This window comes from Nocardia fusca NBRC 14340, assembly GCF_001618425.1.
In the GTDB taxonomy this organism is placed as follows: domain Bacteria; phylum Actinomycetota; class Actinomycetes; order Mycobacteriales; family Mycobacteriaceae; genus Nocardia; species Nocardia fusca.
In genome coordinates this window covers 272,224-290,729 of record NZ_BDCU01000022.1, presented here as the reverse complement: position 1 = coordinate 290,729, position 18,506 = coordinate 272,224, and the positions used below count along the sequence as shown (strand labels likewise).

The following is an 18,506-nucleotide window of genomic DNA, read 5'->3' as shown; positions in this document are numbered from 1 at the left end:
CCTTCGAGGTCGCGCTCTTCCGGCTGCTGGAGTCCTTCGGCATGGTGCCGGACCTGGTCACGGGGCATTCGATCGGTGAACTGGCGGCGGCGTACGTGGCGGGGGTGTGGTCGCTGCCGGACGCCTGCGCGCTGGTGGCGGCGCGGGGCCGGCTGATGGGCGCGCTGCCCGCGGGCGGCGCCATGGTGGCCGTCGCGGTGACCGAGACCGAAGCGACCGAGGTGGTTTTCGGCTACCTCGGCCGGGTGTCGATCGCGGCGCTCAACGGACCGTCCGCGGTCGTGTTCTCCGGCGAGGAGGACGCGATCGAGGAGATCGCGCAGCGGTTCACCGACGAGGGAGTGCGGACCTCGCGGCTGCGGGTGAGCCACGCCTTCCATTCCGAACTCATGGAACCGATGCTCGACGAATTCCGGGAGGTCGCCCGGGGCCTGACCTACCGGGAACCACTGCTGCCGGTGGTATCCGGCCTCTCCGGTGGGCTCGCCGCGGCGGAACTCACCGACCCCGAGCACTGGGTGGACCAGGTCCGCGAATGCGTGCGATTCGCGCCCGGGGTGGAGGCGCTGATCGAGGCCGGGGTACGGACCTTCGTCGAGGTGGGCCCCGACGCGGTGCTGACCGCGATGACCCGGGAATGCCTGGCCGAGCATCCGGACCTCGAAGCCGGGTCGGTGGTCGCCGCCTCGGTACGGCGAGCGGTCGACGAGGTCCGCGGACTGGTTTCCGTTCTCGCGCAGGTATCGGTGGCGGGCGGCCCGGTGGAGTGGGCGCCGCTGTTCGCCGGACATCCCGACTACCGGGTCGACCTGCCGACCTACGCGTTCCGGCGCCGGCGCTACTGGCCGCAACCCGCTCCCGAATCGGCGACCGGCTCGTTCGGCCACCCGTTGCTCACCGCCGCCGTGCCGCGCGCGGCACAGGACGAGTGGCTGTTCACCGGACTTCTGTCACTGCGAACCCATCCGTGGCTCGCCGACCACGCGGTGCTCGGATCGGTGCTGCTGCCCGGTACCGCTTTCGTGGAGATGGTCGCGGCCGCCGGGACGCGGCTGGGCCTGGAGACGGTCGAGGAACTCGTCCTGGCCGCGCCGCTGGTGTTCGCCGCGGGCGCCGAAGTGGATATCCAGGTGGGCCTGGCAGTACCCGACGGTACCGGCCGGCGCACCTTCGAGATCCATTCCCGACCGGTCGAAACCGGTGATGCGCCCGCCGCGACCCCCTGGGTGCTGCACGCGAACGGTGTGCTGGCCGGCGGCGGCGAACCCGGCGCGGTGTGGCAGGAGCAGGCGTGGCCGCCACCGGGCGCCGAGCGCGTGGAGGACCGCGCGTTCTACGACCGTCTCGCGGAGCGCGGCTTCGACTACGGCCCGGCCTTCCGGGGTGTCACCGCGCGCTGGAAGCGCGGGTCCGAAACCTTCGCCGAGGTCGCCCTCGACGAGACCGTGAGTGGTCCGGTCGCCGGGTTCGGTGTGCATCCGGCACTGCTGGACTCCTGCCTGCACGCGGCGCTGGACGGGTTGACCGGCGAGTTCGCGGAAGGACAGGTGCCGCTGCCCTTCTCCTTCGCCGGAGTGCGGCTGGGGCGCCGGGGTACCGCGGCCGCGCGGGCCCGTGTCGTCGCGCGCGGCGACGGGCGGATCGGGATCGATATCGTCGACAGCGCCGGAGCTTTCGTGGCGTCGGTCGCGGCGGTCACCGCGCGCGGTGTGACGCCGGAGGCGCTCGCCGCCGCCGGCGCGCAGGCCGGGCCGGTGCCGCTGGTACTGAACTGGACCCCGGCCGAACTACCCGCTCCACGCACCGCCGCAACCCCCGCCACCCTGGGTGCGCTGCGGATACCCGGTATCGACCGGCATATCGCCGAGACGGCCGAACTCACCGCGGCCGAGAGCATTCCGGATGTCGTGGTGTGGTCGTGGCCCGAGGACGGCCCGGCACCGGGCGACGATCGCGCCGCCGCGGTGCGCCGGGCGGTACACGCCACGCTGGCGATGCTGCGGTCCTGGCTGTCGGCGGAACGGACCGCCGATATTCGGCTCGTGGTCGCGACCCGCGGTGCGGCGGGTCTGCCGGACGCCCCGGTGGACCCGGTCGCGGCTGCGGTGGCGGGCCTGGTGCGCAGTGCGCAGTCGGAACATCCCGGCCGCATCCTGCTGCTGGACCACGACGGCGAACTGGACCCGGCGGTGTTGCGCGGCGTCCTGGAAGCCGGGGAACCGTCGGTGGCCGTCCGCGGTGCGCGGATGTTCGTACCCCGTCTGGCCCCTGCCGCGCCGCCCGCCACGGACGTACCGGCCCGGGACGGTGGCGCCTTCGGGACCGGGACGGTGCTGATCACCGGTGGCACCAGCGGCCTCGGCGCGGTGACCGCCCGGCATCTGGCGGCGGCGCACGGTGTCCGGCACCTGCTGCTGGTGTCGCGCCGGGGCGAAGCGGTCGAAGGGGTCGCGGAACTGGTCGCGGAACTGGCGGAACTCGGTGCGCGGGCCCGGGTCGCCGCCTGTGATGTCGCCGACCGGGCGAGCGTGGCGGCGGTCCTGGATTCGGTCGACGCCGATCATCCGCTGACCGCGGTGATCCACTCCGCCGGTGTCGTCGACGACGCCACCATCGACACCCTCACCGCCGAACAGGTCGATCGGGTGCTCACCCCCAAGGTCGACGGCGCGCTCAACCTCGACGAGCTCACCCGCGGGCACGAGCTGGCGGCCTTCGTCGTGTACTCGTCGGTGGCCGGCGTCCTCGGCGCCCCCGGGCAGGGGAATTACGTGGCCGCGAACTCCTTCCTCGACGCCCTGGCCCACACCCGCCGCACCGCGGGCCTGCCCGCGCTGTCGGTGGCCTGGGGCGCCTGGAGTCAGGAAGTGGGTATGACGGGCGCGCTGGACCGGGCCGCGGTGGCCCGGCTGCGCCGGATGGGCATCACACCGTTGAGCGATGCCGCCGGGACCGCCTACCTGGACGCGGCGGCGGCCGCGGATTCGGCGCTGGCCGTCTGCGTCGATTTCGACCGGCCGACCCTGGCCGCGGGCGCCCGGGCCGGTCGCCTGCCCGCCGTACTCGGTGCGCTGGTCCCGGCACCGCGGGTCCGGCGGGAGGCCGGGCCCGCGGTCGCGGGGTCCGGCGCCGACGGCACCGCGCTGGCCGCCCGGCTGACCGCGGTGCCGGAGGAACAGCGTGACCGAGTGGTGCTGGAGGTGGTGCGCGAGCACGCCGCGGCGGTGCTGGGTTATCCGGACGCCGCGGCACTGGATCCCGAAACACCCTTCCAGGAGCTGGGATTCGATTCGCTCGCCGCGGTGGAACTGCGCAACCGGCTGGCCGAGGCGGCGGGGGTCACCCTGCCCTACGCGCTGGTCTTCAACTATCCGACCGCGGTCGCGGTGGCGGGCATGCTGCGGTCGCTGGTGGAGGAGGCGGGGGCGGCTGCCGCTGCCCCGGAGGTGTCGAACGGGTCGGCGGTGGACGATCAGCTCGCCGCACTGCGGGCCCTGCTCGGGATCCTGCCCTCCGAACAGGACAGGTCACGGCTGGCCGAGGGCCTGCGCGCACTGCTGGCCGAGACCCTGCCCGAACCGGACACCGAGACCGGTGCCGACCAGGCCGCGGTCGAACAGGCCAGTGCCGAAGAGCTCTTCGCGCTGATCGACCGGCAGCTCACCGCGGAATGAGCCGGTGGGTGGGGACGGTACGGCCGTCCCCACCCACCGGTAGCCCGCACCCACTCTCCGACCGAAGGATCGCCGATGTCTTCCCCGTACGCCACCCCGACCCTGCCCGGGGCGCGCGACGCCCACGATCTCTACCTGCGCGACCCGGACGTGGTGGGCGGTGATGCCGCGGAGTTGCTGGACGATACCGGCCGGCGGCTGGTCGTCGTGGCGGACAGCGAGCCGGTACCGGCGGCGGGCGGAACGCTGGTGCCCGCCGCCGCGGCGGCGGCCGGTGACCTCCCGGTGCTCGGGGTGGTGGAACCCTGCGGGCCGGACACCCTCGGCTCGGCGGCCTTCCGGCGCGCACACGGGGTACGGCTGTCCTACGTGGTCGGCGAGATGGCCCGCGGGATCGCCTCCGCCGAAATGGTCACCGCCGCCGCGCGTGCGGGAATCCTGTCCTTCTTCGGCACCGGCGGGCTGAGTCTCGCCCGGGTGGAGCGGACGGTGGCCGAGCTGGCCGGGCAGCTGGACGGTCTCCCGTGGGGGGCGAATCTGCTGCACAACCCCGGCGAACCCGAACTGGAGGAGGCCACTGCCGCACTGCTGCTCGAACACCGGGTGCCGGCCGTTTCGGCGTCCGCCTTCATGGGGCTCACCCCGGCTGTGGTGCGCTGCGCGGCGGCCGGATTGCACTGCGGGCCGGACGGCCGCGTCCAGCGGGCCACCAAGATCCTGGCCAAGGTGTCCCGGCCCGAGGTCGCGCGGCTGTTCCTCGCACCTGCCCCGGAGAAGATCCTGCGCAAGCTGGTGGCGGCCGGGCAACTGACCGCCGCCGAGGCCGAGCTGGCCGCCCTGGTGCCGGTGGCCGAGGACATCACGGTGGAGGGCGACAGCGGCGGTCACACCGACGGACGCCCGCTGCTGGCGCTGCTGCCGCGGATGATCGCCCTGCGCGACGAGGTCACCCGGCAGTACGGATACGACCGGCGGGTCCGGCTCGGTGCCGCCGGCGGGCTGGGCACCCCCGAGGCGGTCGCCGCCGCCTTCGCATTGGGTGCGGACTATGTGCTGACCGGTTCGATCAATCAGCTCACACCGGAAGCGGATATGTCCGCGGCGGCGAAAACCCTGCTCGCGGCCGCCGATATCGCCGACTTCACCACGGCGCCCGCCGCCGATATGTTCGAGATCGGTGCCCGCGTGCAGGTGCTCAAGAAGGGGAGCCGCTTCTGGGCCCGCGCCCAGTGGCTCTACGACCGCTACACCGCTCATTCCGGTCTGGACGAACTGAGCCCGGCCGATACGAAGAAGCTCGAGACCGAGATCTTCGGCGCCACCGTCGACGAGATCTGGGCGCGGACCCGGGATTTCTGGCAGGACCGCGATCCGAAACAGCTCACTCGCGCCGAACGGGACCGTAAACACCGGATGGCCCTGTGCTTCCGCTGGTATCTCGGGATGTCCACCCGCTGGGCCACCGAAGGGGAGACCGGGCGCCGCGGTGACTTCCAGCTGTGGTGCGGACCGGCGATGGGTGCGTTCAACCGCTGGGCGGGCCCGGATATCGGCGCGCCGGGAGTGGTCGAGATCGCGGAGAACCTGATGCGCGGCGCGGCCGCACTGACCCGGCGGGACGCGGCGGTCCGGCTCGGCGTCGACCGGGTGTTCCCCCCGGTGCGCTACCGGGCCGCGAGCGCGGTCTGACGACCGCGCGGAATCAGCGCCCGGGGGCTCACGCGAGATGCTGGTCGGTGATCGGGGTACTGAGCGAACTGCCGTTGAGTTCGAGATAGAGCTGGCGTTCGGTCACCGAGACCGTGGCGGTGTTACGGCGTTCCAGGGCAGCCGCCGCGGCCTCGACGAAGGCCCGGTCGAACGAGACGAGCGGGATGTCCGCGGCGTGATGGATCCGTTTGCCGGACAGCTGCGCCAGCACCTTGACCGGGTCACGATGGGTGTACACCGCGACCCGCTCGGCGCGTTTGCTGCCGCGATGCACGCGGTCGGCATCGGGGGGCGCCGACCTCTATCCACGCGGTGATCCGGCCGGTGAGATCGCGGACCAGAACCGCCGGTTCGTCGGTGGACGAGACGCCGCCGTCGCTGAAGGCGATGCCGTCGGTGTATTCGAGGCAGTAGGCCAGCAGCCGGGTGATCAGGAATTCCGTGGTCTCCGAGGGATGCCGGGCCATCCGCAACTCCAGCTCCTGGTAGACGCCCCGATCGATATCGGACAGGTGCAGGGTGACGGTGTGCAGAGTCGCGCCGGTAGCCATAGGACGGTCAGCCTAACGAACGTGGTCGGGTGAAGTCCCGTGCCCGATCCGCGCACGGCCGGAGCGGCGGCGGACGTACGCACGGCCCGGAGCTACAGGTGCCGGCACAGGCGCGGGGAATGCTCCGGTCGATCCGAGTGTTCTTGTGCGGTGTCACAAATACGCCGGAACCCGAACGTCTCGTGAGGCGGCGGCGTTGCATCCTCGGCTGTATCGAACCGGATGGCCGGAGCGGTTCTATCCCGCGGACGATGGCGGCTGCGCCCACAGCGATAGCCCCGGCCATCGGGCCGGGGCTACCGCCGTCGAGCGGAACCGCTGGACCGGGCTCAGCCGAGGCTGAAGGGCTGACCCCACACGCGGAACTCGGAAATACCCTGCTCGGTGGTGGTCTCGACCCGCACGAAGGCACGGGCCTGGGCGTAACCGGCGCAGCCGTTGAGACCGATGGTGGAATCCGTCCAGGTCACCGAGCCGTTGGGGCCGGTGAATTTGTTGGCGAAGGTGTGGCCCTCGTCGCCGTAGACGTCCGGCTTCTCGATATCGAGCAGCAGGAACGAAGTGGCCTGGCCCGGGCCGAGGGTCAGGTTGGCGCCGGAGCTGAGGCTGCCGGTCACCTTGTCACCGGAAGAGGTCACACCGGCGCCACTGTTGCCGGCGCCACCGCTGATATCGACCTGGCAGCCCACGACATATCCCGGGGTGATCTTGGTGCCCTTGTGCGGACCGTGCACCTCGACCTGTGCGCTACCGGAGACCCAGGCGTTACGGTGCAGCGGTGTCGAACCCATCGAGGGGTTGATCAGCGCCGACTCGTTGGCGATCCGGGCGGTGATGTTCAGGCCGTTGGGCAGGGTGTGGTTCAGCTCGGCACCCGGCAGCGGCACGAAGGTGTCGGCAGCGGCCGCGCCGGTCGAGAACAGGCCCACCGCGGCCGCGGACGCGGCCGCCAGGCTCGCGGCCCGTACGACGCTTTTCTTGATTACAGACATGACAGTTTCCCTCTCGGAAAAGAATTCCGTTCAGCGACGGATTGGATCGACCAGATACGACGTGCGTCAGCCGACGCTGAACGGAGCTCCGTACAGGGTGGTCTTCGAATAATGGTCGCCGATGATTTCGACGACGGCGTAGGAACGGGCCTGCGCGTATCCGGCGCACCCTTCGATATTGATTTCGACGTCTTTGTAGTCGACCCAGTACACGCCGGGCTTCGGAATATCGACACCTTCGACATTGACGAACTTGACCTCACCGGGGCCGAGTTTGATGCCGAGCGAACCACTGGCACCCAGGCTGGAGGTGCTCAGGCTGGCCGATACGCCGGCCGAGATGGCGTCGTCGGCAATGCTGACCTGGCAGCCGACGATGTACCCGGCGCTGACGCGGGACGTGCCGTGGGTGGACGAGTTGTTGGTGCCGGGGGCGTTGGTGGGGCCCTTCCATGGGCCCGGGGTGCCCTCCGGGGTCTGGCTGACGTCGGCGAAGACGCGTCCGCTCAGCCAGGCGACCCGGCCGGCGCCGTTGGCCGACAGCGACGGCGAGATGAGCGCGCTCTCGTCGACACGGCTCAATTTCACGCCGGGTCCGAGCTTTTCGCCGCCGGGGAGCGGCACAAAGGTGTCGGCATTCGCCATGCCTCCGGCGACGCCCAGTACCGCCGCCGTCATCGCCGCGGTGGCAGCAATCGACTTGATATTCATCGTGGTTCCCTCATGGTTTTGCGAATTGTCGCCCTATTTCGGCCGCACGGTGCCGTCCGGCGAAAAGGGCAGCAGTGATCCCCGGGCCTGTACGCGCACGCGCGTAGACCGCGGTTCGGGGGGTATTACTGCGCAATCGCAGGTGAAATCCGGGGGTTACGAAAACCCACCGGTGGTGTCGGATCGTCTTCCTGGGCGATCAGGTGACGAATGGCTGCGTCATCTATCCCTCATCCCTGTCCATCTTCTTACAACCCGGCCGGGTTCGGCCGGAAACTGTCGGCGAGGGGGAAGGCAGGCGCACGGGCGTCAGCAGCGTCGGAGTCCACATCCCTCACACCTCTCGCTCGTGCGTCGTTGCGCCGGACGGGCACTCACCCCGTTCGGGGTGGGCACCGCTCGCGGACACCGTGGGTGCGGTGTCGGCGCAGTCTGTTGCCAGCCCGTCTGAAGTTAGGTTAGCCTTCGCTCACTATAAAGCCTTGTTAACGTTTTTTGTGAGCGATGACAGTGGCCTACATCACACGGACCGGAAGGGACGATTCGATGCACAGAAGTTGTGACACCGCCTCATGACTGCCGGTTCGTCCTATGAATACCACACATATGTGGGTGTCCGCAGGTGGTCTGGATGGTTGCTGGGAGCAGTCTTTCTGGTAATCGCCTGCTTACTGAGCCTCGGGGTCGGGGTGGCGCATATTCCGATCACGGAAATCATTAGTGCACTGTGGAAGCCCGATGGATCGCCCGACGACCTGGTCATCAGCGAATACCGCCTACCCCGTACGCTGCTCGGATTGCTCGCCGGTAGCGCACTGGGGGTCGCGGGCTGCCTGATGCAGGGTCTGACCCGCAACCCGCTCGCCGATCCGGGCCTGCTCGGTATCAATGCGGGCGCCGCGTTCGCCATCGCGGTCGCCGTCGCCTATCTGGGCGCCGACGGGATCGCTTCCTATGTCTGGTTCGGATTCGCGGGCGCCGCTGTAGTGTCGGTGGCGGTGTATCGGCTGGGAACCGTCGGGCGCGGGGGTACCGATCCGATTCGGCTCACTCTGGCAGGTGTCGCGGTGACCGCCGTGCTCACCGGTGTCACCAAGGGGCTGATCCTGCTGAACTCGACCGCCTTCGACAAGATGCGGCAGTGGGACGCCGGTGCGCTGACCGGCCGCGGCTACGACGTTCTCGCCGGCGCCACGCCCTTCATCGTGGCCGGGCTGATCCTGGCCTTCGTCGCCGCCCGCTCGCTCAATGCCGTGGCGCTGGGCGACGATCTGGCCCGCGCGCTGGGCGTGCACGTGACCCGCACCCGGGCCTGTACCGCGCTCGCGCTGATCCTGCTCTGTGGCACCGCCACCGCGGCGGTCGGCCCGATCACCTTCGTGGGCCTGGCGGTGCCGCATATCGCGCGCTGGATCGTCGGCCCCGATCACCGCTGGATCGTCGCCTATTCCCTGGTCCTGGCGCCCGCGCTGGTGCTCTTCGCGGATGTGGTGGGCCGGATCGCCATCCCGCCCGACGAACTGTCCGCCGGTGTGGTGACCGCGTTCCTGGGCGCGCCGGTGCTGATCTGGCTGGCCCGCCGCTCGGAGATGAGGCAGTCGTGACCACCGTGCGCAGGCCGCCGCGCCTCGGCGCCGCCTCGACCATCGATTTCGGCCGGTCGGTCCGGGTGCTGCGCCTGCGCGGTGTCACCACTCGTTTCGGGATGCGCGGCCTCGTGGTGACGGTCGTGCTGCTGGCCGCCGCCGGCGTGGTGGCGCTGCTGGCGTTGGGCACCGGCGATTTCGCGATTCCGCCGGACCGGGTGGTGCGGGCGCTGCTCGGCAACGGGGTGGGTGGCGACGAACTGGTCGTGCGGGAATGGCGAATGCCCCGGGTGCTCATGGCGCTGGTGCTCGGCGCGGCGCTCGGGATCAGCGGCGCCATCCTGCAATCGGTCACCCGTAATCCGCTGGGCAGTCCGGATATCGTCGGGTTCAACTCCGGCGCCTACACCGGTGCGCTGCTGGTGCTGCTGTCCGGTGGCGGCTACTACGCCACCGCGGCCGGTGCGCTGGGCGGTGGGCTGCTCACCGCGCTCGCGATCTTCCTGCTGGCCTTCCGGCAGAACGTCAAGGGTTTCCGGCTGATCATCGTCGGTATCGGTGTCGGCGCGATGCTGGCCGCGGTCAACACCTGGCTCATCCTGCGCGCCGACCTCGACGAGGCGATGTCGGCCGCCGCGTGGGGAGTCGGGACGCTGGACGGCCTCACCTGGGACGAAATCGTGCCGGCCCTCGTGGTGCTGGCGATCCTGGCCGTCGCGGTGGTTCCCGCCGCCTACCGGTTGCAGGTGCTGGAGCTGGGGGACGATACGGCGCAGGCGCTCGGGATCCGGGTGGGGCGGGCCCGTCTGGTGCTGACCGTGCTCAGTGTCGCGTTCACCGCGGTCGGCACCGCGGTGGCCGGCCCGATCGCGTTCGTGGCGCTGGCGGCGCCGCAACTGGGCCGGCGCCTGGCGCGCACCCCGACGATCGCGATCCTGCCGGCCGCGGCGATGGGTGCGCTGCTGCTGGTGGTCTGCGACTGGATCTCGCGCCGGGCGTTCGCGCCGACCACCCTGCCGGTCGGGGTGGTGACCGCGTCGATCGGTGGCGCATATCTGGCCTATCTGCTGGTGGCCGAGGCTCGACGGAACTGAGGGAATCATGGTGGACGAAAAACTCGGGCACAGTGCCGCCGACGGGGCCGCCGCGCCGGCCCGATTGCGCGCCGACCGGTTGCGCTTGGGCTACCGCAGCCGGGTCATCAGCGACGAACTGACCGTCGATATCCCCGACGGCACCTTCACCGTCATCATCGGCCCGAACGCCTGCGGGAAATCCACGCTGCTGCGGGCGCTGTCGCGGCTGCTGGCACCCGAATCCGGCGCCGTGCTGCTCGACGGGAAGCAGATCGGCAGTTATCCGGCCAAAGAGGTCGCCCGGCGGATCGGATTGCTGCCGCAGACATCGACCGCGCCGGAGGGGATCCGGGTCGCCGATCTGGTGGCGCGCGGCCGGTATCCGCATCAATCGCTGATCCGGCAGTGGTCGCGCCGCGATGAGGAGGCCGTCGCCGCGGCCATGGCCGCCACCGGGGTGACCGAACTGTCCGGGCGGCTGGTGGACGAACTGTCCGGTGGTCAGCGGCAGCGGGTGTGGATCGCGATGGTGCTCGCGCAGGAGACGCCGATCGTGCTGCTCGACGAACCGACGACCTTCCTCGATATCGCCCACCAGATCCAGCTGCTGGATCTGTGCCGCGAGTTGAACCGGGAGACCGGGCGGACGGTGGTCGCGGTCCTGCACGATCTGAATCACGCGTTCCGGTACGCCGATCATCTGATCGCCATGCGCGACGGGGCGGTGATCGCGGCCGGAGCGCCGCGCGAGATCGTCACCGCCGAACTGGTGCAGAAGGTGTTCGACCTGGGCTGCCGGGTGATCGACGATCCCGAAACCGGAGCCCCGCTGGTGGTTCCGCTGGCCGAGAACGCGGTGCGCGTGGGCTGAACGCGACAAACCGGACAAAACCTATTGCCTGATAGGTGTTTTACTTCAGTAAAGGTTAGGCTAACCTCAACTGTGGTCGTGTGTCGTGCCGGTCGATAGAGGGACCGGTATCGGCACCACACCGAATGTGGTTCACAGTGAAGGGAGTTGCCGTGCCGGCGGCAGAGCAGGATGCCTCGAAGGCCAGCGATCCCGGGTTACCGCTCACCGGCCCTCAGCTGGGAATATGGAACGCGCAGCTGTTCGATCCGGACTCCGGGCGCTATCTGGTCGGTGAAGTCCTCGAGATCTCCGGCGATACTCCCATCGACGTCGGGGCATTGGCCGAGGCGATCCGCCGCACGGTGGCGGAGGCGGAGAACATGCGGCTGCGTTTCCGCGATACCGCGGCCGGTCCCCGGCAGTACGTCTGCGACGAGCCCGCCGTCCTGCAACCGATGATCGATCTGCGCGGTGCGGCCGAACCATATTCGCTCGCCCACGAGGCGGTGGCACTGGAACGTCATCAGGCGGCGCAGCGGTGCCGCGGCATGGTGGACCGGCGGTTGTACAACTACACGCTGATCCGGCTCACCGACTCCGAGGTCTGGTGTGTGCAGCTGTACCACCACCTGATCGTCGACGGCTACAGCGCGGCCCTGCTGTCGCGCCGGGTCGCCGCGCACTACACCGCCCTACGCAGGCAGACGGAACCGCCCCGGGCGACCTTCGGCACCATCGCCGAACTGGTCGCCGACGAGCAGAACTATCGCGACAGCGAGCAATTCACCGCCGACCGGCGCTACTGGCGCGAACAGCTGAGCCCCGCACCCTCGCTCGACGGCCGCGGGACCGCCCTCGGGGGCGCGGTGGAGCGCACCCTCCGCGCCGAGGCGATCCTGCCGGCGGAAACGCTGGAACGGCTGCGCAATTGCACCGAGCGCTACCGGATCACCTGGGCCGACGGCCTGATCGCCTGCTACGCCGCCTATGTGCAGCGGCTGCTGGGCAATTCCGATGTGGTGCTCTCGATGCTGATGATGGGCCGGGTCGGCCGGGTCGCACTGAGCACCCCGGCGATGGCGGTCAACGTGCTGCCGCTGCGGCTGACCGTGCACGCCCACGACACCGTCGGCGAACTCGGTGTGCGGGTCGCCGAGACGCTGCGGGAGATGCGCAGGCATCAGCGCTACAGCGGTGCCGACCTGGCCCGCGACCTCAGCGGTTTCGGGGCGGGTGAACTGCTGCACGGAATCGGCATGAATCTCAAGGTTTTCGATTTCGCGCTCGACTTCGACGGCGCCAAGGGTGTGCTGCGGAACGTGGCCGGCGGTCCGCCGGATGATCTCGGACTGGTGGTGACCCCCCTCCCCGATAAATCGGTGCTGCTCGGCTTCGAATGCGATGCCCGGACCAACGATCCGGAGACCGCCTACCGCCGGGTGGCGGGTCTGGTGCGGGTGATCGAGGCGTTCACCGAACTGGACAAGGTGGCCGTCGGGACCCTGGAACTGATCGACCGCGCGGACCGCGACCACCTGCTGGCCGCGCGCTGCGGCCCGCCCGCCGCCGGCACCGCCGAACCGGTGCCCGCCGCGCTGGACCGGATGGTCGCGGAGTACGCCGATGCCACGGTCCTGGTCAGCGGCGCACAGCGCTACACCGCCGGTGAACTCGGTGAGCAGGTGTACCGGCTGGCCCGGTATCTGCGGGACGGGGGCGTGACACCGGGCCGGCTCGTCGGTGTCGCGCTACCGCGGACCGCGGATCTGGTGGTCGCGCTGCTGGCCGTATGGCGCGCGGGCGGCACGTATCTGCCGCTGGACCCCGAACATCCGGTGCCCCGGCTCCAGGCCGTGATCGACGACGCCGCTCCGGTCCTGGTGCTCACCGACAGCCCCCTGGCCGGTGCTCTCGAAGGGCCGGCGGTGATACTCGACAGCGATCCGGTGCGCGCGGCGCTGCGCGGCTATCCGGGCACACCGCCGACCGCGGCCGAGACCGGGACAGTCCGGGGTGATCACCCCGCCTATGTGCTCTACACCTCCGGCTCCACCGGTACGCCGAAAGGTGTGGTGATCGACCACACCGCGCTGGCGCAGCTGGTGGCCGGGCACCGGTCCGGGATCTACGCCGAGACCGTCGAACGGGCCGGGGGCCGGCGGCTCGCGGTCGCGCATACGACGTCCTTCGCCTTCGACGCGGCTCTCGATCCACTGCTGTGGTTGCTCGACGGTCATCGGATCCATCTGTACGACAGCGAGATCCGGCGTGATCCCGCGGCGCTGGTCGCCGCGTTGCGAACCGACGGAATCGAGGTGGTGGACGGGACCCCGACGCTGGCCGCCGCCCTCTTCGCACACGGGCTGGCCGAGCTCGCGCCGCGGCTGCTCGTCCTGGGCGGGGAAGCCTGCCCGCCCGATCTGTGGCAGCAGGTGCAGCGCGCCGGGATCACCGCGGTCAATCTGTACGGCCCGACCGAGGCCACCGTCGACGCCATCGGCGCGCCGGTGCGCGGCCCGGACCCGCATATCGGTGTCCCGCTGCCCGGGGTGCGGGCCTATCTCCTGGACAACGGTCTCCAAGCGGTGGCCGACGAACAGCCCGGCGAGCTGTATCTGGCGGGCGCGGGTATCGCGCAGGGCTATCTGGGCGCACCCGGAATCACCGCTGCGCGCTTCGTGGCCGATCCTTTCGGCCCGCCGGGGTCCCGAATGTACCGCAGCGGCGATCTGGCGCGCTGGGAGCCCGGTAGCGGTTATTTCTATTCCGGCCGCGCCGATGCCCAGGTGAAGATTCGCGGACACCGGATCGAGATCGGTGAGGTGGAGGCCGCGCTGAGCGGGCTCCCGGAGGTCGCGACGGCGGCCGCCGATATCCGGGATATCGCGGGGCGGGCGAGTCTCGTCGGTTACGTCGTCCCGGTGCGGGGAGCGCCGGACGGCAGCGGCGGCCCGGGCGACCTCGGGGCCCGGATACGCAACCGGTTGGCCGAATCCCTGCCCGACCCGATGGTCCCGACCCGGATCGTGGTGCTCGGCGAACTGCCGTGGACGGTGAACGGCAAGGTCGACCGTGCCGCCCTGCCCGATCCGGCCGAACCGGCCGGTGGGCGCGCGCCGGCCACCGCGGCCGAGCACGCGGTGGCCGAGGTGGTGGCCGAACTGCTCGGCGGCGCGACCGTCGATATCGACGACGACTTCTTCGGCGCCGGGGGGGACAGCATCACCGCGATCGGGGTCTGCACCCGGCTCCGGGAACGGGGACTGGTCCTGGCCCCGCAGGACATGCTGACCCGCCGCAGTCTGGCCGATCTGGCCGCGGCGGCCGAAAACGCCGTTCCCACGGCATTTTCCGCGACGGAGCAGCCACCGGACGCGGCCGCCGTCTCGATAGCGCTCCCGCCGGGCGACGCCGCCGAATCGACCGCCGCGTACGGACCGATCGCCGATGTGCTGCCGCTCTCCCCGTTGCAGGAGGGGTTGCTCTTCCACGCCCTGCGCGACGGCGCGGCCGATGTCTACACGCTGACCGCCCGTTTCGAACTGGCCGGACCGCTGGACCCGGACCGGCTGGGCGCGGCGTACGCGACGGTGCTGCGACGGCATCCGAACCTGGCCGCGGCCTTCCGGTACGAGCAGTTCGACCGCCCGGTGCAGGTGATCCCGCGGACACCGCGGGTGGCGTGGCAGGTCGAGGATCTGCGCGACCGGTCACCGGCCGCGGCCGCGGCGGGCGCGCTGGAGTTGGAAGAGCTGGCCGGTGCGCGGACCTTCGATATCGCCGAACCACCGCTGCTGCGGGCACTGCTCATCCGGCTGTCCGATACCGCGCACCGACTGGTGCTGACCGCCCACCATCTGCTGGCCGACGGCTGGTCGGTGCCGATCGTGCTGCGCGAGACGCTCGCGCTCTACCACGGCGAGCGCTTGTCCGAACCGGGCTACTACGGCACCTATCTGGCCTGGCTCGCCGCCCGCGACAACGACGCGGCCGTCCGCCGCTGGGCCGAATACCTGGGTGGACTGTCCGCGCCGAGCCTGGTCGGCGCGCCCGGGCCGCGGTCGGCCGCGGTGGGGCTCGAGGTGCCGCTGGCCGGCGCGACCGCGGCCGCGCTCGAATCGTTCGGCCGGGCCAACGGACTGACCATGAACACCCTGCTGCAGGGTGCGTGGGGGCTGGTCCTGGCCGAGCAACTCGGTCGCGACGATGTGGTCTTCGGCGCGGTGGTGTCGGGCCGGCCGAGCGAGCTGCCGGGTGTGGCGGGCATGGTCGGGTTGTTCAGCAACACCGTCCCGGTCCGGCTGACCCTGGATCCCGCACGGCCCGCGGCCGTGCAGTTCGCCGAATTCCAGCGGACCACACTCGACCTGCAGAACCAGGGCTACCTGGGCTTGGCCACGGTCGAACGGGCGGCCGGAATCGGCCGGCTGTTCGACACCCTCGTTGTTTACGAGAACTTCCCGAAAACCGGTGTGCAGGGCAATGACTCGCACGAGGTCGAGGTGACCGGTGTGACGGTGCACAGCCTCACCCACTACCCGGTGACGGTGACGGCCCTGCCCGGCGACCGATTCCGCCTGATGCTGCATCACGACCCCGGCGCGGTGGACGCCGCGTCCGCCACGCGGATGGCGGCCCGGCTCGGTGCGGTACTCACCGCCCTGGTCGACGAGCCCGGCGCCACCGCCGGCGCCGTGCTGGCCGCCACCCGTCACCCGGACACCCGCGGCCGCACCATGGCCGACTGGGGTCCGCACACCGCGCTCGATCCCGCGGCGCCCGCGATCACGGTCGACGGTGCGACGATCGCCTACCGCGAATTCGAGGCGCGCGCCAACCGGCTCGCCCGCTGGCTGGTCGCCCGGGACATCGGTCCCGAGACCGTGGTGACGGTGGCCATGCGGCGCGGCGCCGATCAGGTGATCGCGGCGCACGCCATCTGCCGGGCCGGCGGGGTGTACCTGCCGGTGGATCCGGGGCAGCCCGCCGAACGGGTGGACACCATCCTCGCGGCCGCCGCGACACCGCTGGTGCTGACCACGGCCGCCGACGCCTTCGACACCGGCCGGGCGCCCGTGGTTCCCGTCGATACGCTCGACACCACGGATTTCGCGGACACCGCGCTCACCGACGCCGACCGGCTCGCGCCGTTGCGGCCGGACAATGCGGCCTACCTGCTGTTCACCTCCGGCTCCACCGGGGTACCCAAGGGCGTGACGGTCCCGCACGCGGCCATCGTGAACACCTTCGCCTGGTTGCAGGAGCAGCACGGGTTCGGGATCGGTGACACGGTGCTGTACCGGACCCCGGCGACCTTCGACGCCTCGCTGCTGGAGATCTTCCTGCCGCTGCTGGTGGGCGCCCGGATCGTGGTGGCCCGCCCCAACGGTCACCGCGACCCCTACTATCAGGCACGGCTGATGGCCGAGGAACGGGTCACCGCGATCCAGATGACCTCGTCCATGCTCACCACCACGGCCGAGGAGAGCGATCTGTCCGGGTGCGGCGCGCTGCGCTGCGTGTTCACCGGCGGCGAACCGCTGCCGCCCGCGACGGCACAGCGGTTCCGGACCGCGACCGGGGCCCGGGTGAACAACCTGTACGGCCCCACCGAGGCCGCGGTCTGCATCACCTATCACGCGACGAACGACGCCGACACCGTGACGGTCCCGATCGGCCGTCCGCCCGGTGGCGCGGGTGTGCGGGTGCTCGATGACAGGTTGCGGCCGGTGCCGTCCGGGGCGGTCGGGGAGCTGTATCTCACCGGAGTGCAGCTCGCCCGCGGATACCTGCACCGCCCGGAGCAGACCGCCCGTACCTTCGTCGCGGATCCCGCCGGGAACGGCGAACGGATGTACCGCACCGGCGATCTGGTCCGCTGGGGCGCCGACGGCGAACTCGAGTACGTGGGCCGCACCGACAGCCAGATCAAACTGCGCGGACAGCGGATCGAACTCGGCGATATCGAGTCGGCGATCCTGCGCCGCCCCGAGATCGCCCAGGTGGCGGTGATCCTGCGCGAGGACAACCCCGGTGATCAACGCCTGGTGGCCTATCTGCGGACGCGGACCGGCGCCGCCCTGGACGTCGACGCGGTGCGGGCCACGGTGCGCGAAGCCCTGCCGGAGTACATGATTCCGGCGGCGTTCGTGGAACTCGACGAGATCCCGATGACGAGCAGCGACAAACTCGACCGCAAGGCGCTCCCGGTTCCCGACTATCCCGTGGACGCCCCCGTCGTCGCCGTCACCGCGGTCGCGGACCCGACGCTGTCCACTGCCGCCGGGCCGGTGCTCGAGGCCATGGCCGCGGTGCTCGCAGGGGCGGCCATCGGCCCGGACGACGATTTCTTCGCCGCGGGCGGTCATTCGCTCACCGCGGTCCGGCTGGTCGGCCGATTGCGCCGGGCGGGTCACGAGGTGGTGGTCGACGATATCTTCGAGGCGCCCACCGCCCGGGAGCTGGCGGCCCGGATCGACGGCGGCGCCCCGGTGGCGGCACCGCAGGTCGTTCCGGTTCCGGAAGCGGATCTCGCCACGCCCTCCGAGGAGATCGCCATGCTCGGCCGGCGCCTCGACCATGTGCTCGAACTGCGTCCCCGTGGCTCGGCCGAACCCCTGTTCTGTGTGCACCCGGTGGGCGGCACCGCCTGGCAGTTCACCCCGCTGGCCCGGCGGCTGCGTGCCGACCGGCCGCTGATCGGATTGCAGTTGCCGACGCTGCGGGGCGCGGAATCGGGCGCCACGACCATCGACGAACTCGCCGCGCGTTATCTGGCGACCATCCGTGAGATCCAGCCCGAGGGGCCCTATCACCTGCTCGGGTACTCACTCGGCGGCAATATCGTGCACGCGATCGCCGCGGCACTCGCCGAGTGCGGCGCGCAGGTCGCATTCGTGGGCCTGGTCGATTCGCATCCGCTGGCGAATCTGGCGGACCAGGCCACCGCGGCGCTGGCGGATCCGGAGCGCTTGGCGGCCCTGCTGCCCGAACTCCCCGACGACGCCCCGGATCTCGCGGCGCTCATCCGGGGCGCGGCCGGTGAACTGCTGCGTATGGTCACCGTCTCCGAGGCACCGAGTTATGCCGGGCCGATGGCGCTGTACGCGGCCGATCCCGGTGGCGAGGACGATGCCGAGCGGGTCGCCGCCCAGCTGTCGGGCTGGCGCGCCGCCGGTGCGCGGATCACCTCGCGCCGATTGCCCTACTCCCATTTCGGGATCGTTTCCGAGGACGGCTGGTCGGAGGTCGCCGCGCTGCTGGATACCGAAGCGGCGCTGCGGACCTGACCGTGCGTCCCGGTCCCCGAGGCTTCGCCGCGGCACCATCCGGTGCCTCGGCGGTCCGAGAAAG

10 protein-coding genes are annotated in these 18,506 nt (G+C 70.8%); 6 read left to right on the top strand and 4 right to left on the bottom strand.

Features of this window, described 5'->3' with window-relative positions; genetic code table 11:
* Both NF4_RS14140 and NF4_RS14135 read left to right on the top strand, forming a co-directional pair.
* On the top strand, positions 1-3,674 hold a 3,674-nt coding region (locus NF4_RS14140), incomplete at its 5' end, for an SDR family NAD(P)-dependent oxidoreductase (RefSeq protein ID WP_157120302.1).
* A gap of 75 nt (positions 3,675-3,749) precedes the next feature.
* Entirely contained in the window at positions 3,750-5,363 is a 1,614-nt protein-coding gene (locus NF4_RS14135; protein WP_063127791.1) for a PfaD family polyunsaturated fatty acid/polyketide biosynthesis protein, read from the top strand.
* A 28-nt stretch (positions 5,364-5,391) separates the two neighbouring features.
* Here NF4_RS14135 and NF4_RS40040 read toward each other — a convergent pair whose 3' ends face one another.
* The 4 genes from NF4_RS40040 to NF4_RS14120 form a co-directional block, all read right to left on the bottom strand.
* Positions 5,392-5,622 (bottom strand): YaeQ family protein, encoded by a 231-nt coding sequence (locus NF4_RS40040; protein ID WP_369690932.1) that lies wholly within the window; start codon positions 5,620-5,622, stop codon positions 5,392-5,394.
* On the bottom strand, positions 5,606-5,935 hold the full coding sequence (locus NF4_RS40035; RefSeq protein ID WP_369690931.1) for a YaeQ family protein: 330 nt from the start codon (positions 5,933-5,935) through the stop codon (positions 5,606-5,608). The genes NF4_RS40040 and NF4_RS40035 overlap by 17 nt, the downstream gene beginning before the upstream one ends.
* 329 nt (positions 5,936-6,264) lie before the next feature.
* The gene (locus tag NF4_RS14125) at positions 6,265-6,927 is read right to left on the bottom strand and encodes an MspA family porin (RefSeq protein WP_063127790.1); all 663 of its coding nucleotides are present in this window, start codon (positions 6,925-6,927) and stop codon (positions 6,265-6,267) included.
* A 66-nt stretch (positions 6,928-6,993) separates the two neighbouring features.
* A complete protein-coding gene (locus NF4_RS14120) occupies positions 6,994-7,638 on the bottom strand; it encodes an MspA family porin (protein ID WP_063127789.1) in 645 nt (214 codons plus the stop codon).
* 635 nt (positions 7,639-8,273) lie between these two features.
* On the opposite strand from NF4_RS14120, the gene NF4_RS14115 reads away from it, so the two are divergent.
* The 4 genes from NF4_RS14115 (at position 8,274) to NF4_RS14100 (ending at position 18,442) form a co-directional block, all read left to right on the top strand.
* Positions 8,274-9,242, top strand: coding sequence for a FecCD family ABC transporter permease (locus tag NF4_RS14115; protein ID WP_232330459.1), 969 nt, complete (start codon positions 8,274-8,276; stop codon positions 9,240-9,242).
* On the top strand, positions 9,239-10,318 hold the full coding sequence (locus tag NF4_RS14110; RefSeq protein WP_063127787.1) for a FecCD family ABC transporter permease: 1,080 nt from the start codon (positions 9,239-9,241) through the stop codon (positions 10,316-10,318). The genes NF4_RS14115 and NF4_RS14110 overlap by 4 nt, the downstream gene beginning before the upstream one ends.
* A gap of 7 nt (positions 10,319-10,325) precedes the next feature.
* Entirely contained in the window at positions 10,326-11,171 is an 846-nt protein-coding gene (locus NF4_RS14105; RefSeq protein WP_063127786.1) for an ABC transporter ATP-binding protein, read from the top strand.
* Between the two features lie 152 nt (positions 11,172-11,323).
* The gene (locus tag NF4_RS14100) at positions 11,324-18,442 is read left to right on the top strand and encodes a non-ribosomal peptide synthetase (RefSeq protein WP_198165331.1); all 7,119 of its coding nucleotides are present in this window, start codon (positions 11,324-11,326) and stop codon (positions 18,440-18,442) included.
* Positions 18,443-18,506 lie beyond the last annotated feature (64 nt).

Excerpts from the sequence above, each read along its gene's own strand:
- NF4_RS14135 (WP_063127791.1), top strand. The coding sequence starts at position 3,750 with ATGTCTTCCCCGTACGCCACCCCGACCCTGCCCGGGGCGCGCGACGCC.
- NF4_RS40035 (WP_369690931.1), bottom strand. The coding sequence starts at position 5,935 with ATGGCTACCGGCGCGACTCTGCACACCGTCACCCTGCACCTGTCCGAT.
- NF4_RS14125 (WP_063127790.1), bottom strand. The coding sequence starts at position 6,927 with ATGTCTGTAATCAAGAAAAGCGTCGTACGGGCCGCGAGCCTGGCGGCC.
- NF4_RS14120 (WP_063127789.1), bottom strand. The coding sequence starts at position 7,638 with ATGAATATCAAGTCGATTGCTGCCACCGCGGCGATGACGGCGGCGGTA.
- NF4_RS14105 (WP_063127786.1), top strand. The coding sequence starts at position 10,326 with ATGGTGGACGAAAAACTCGGGCACAGTGCCGCCGACGGGGCCGCCGCG.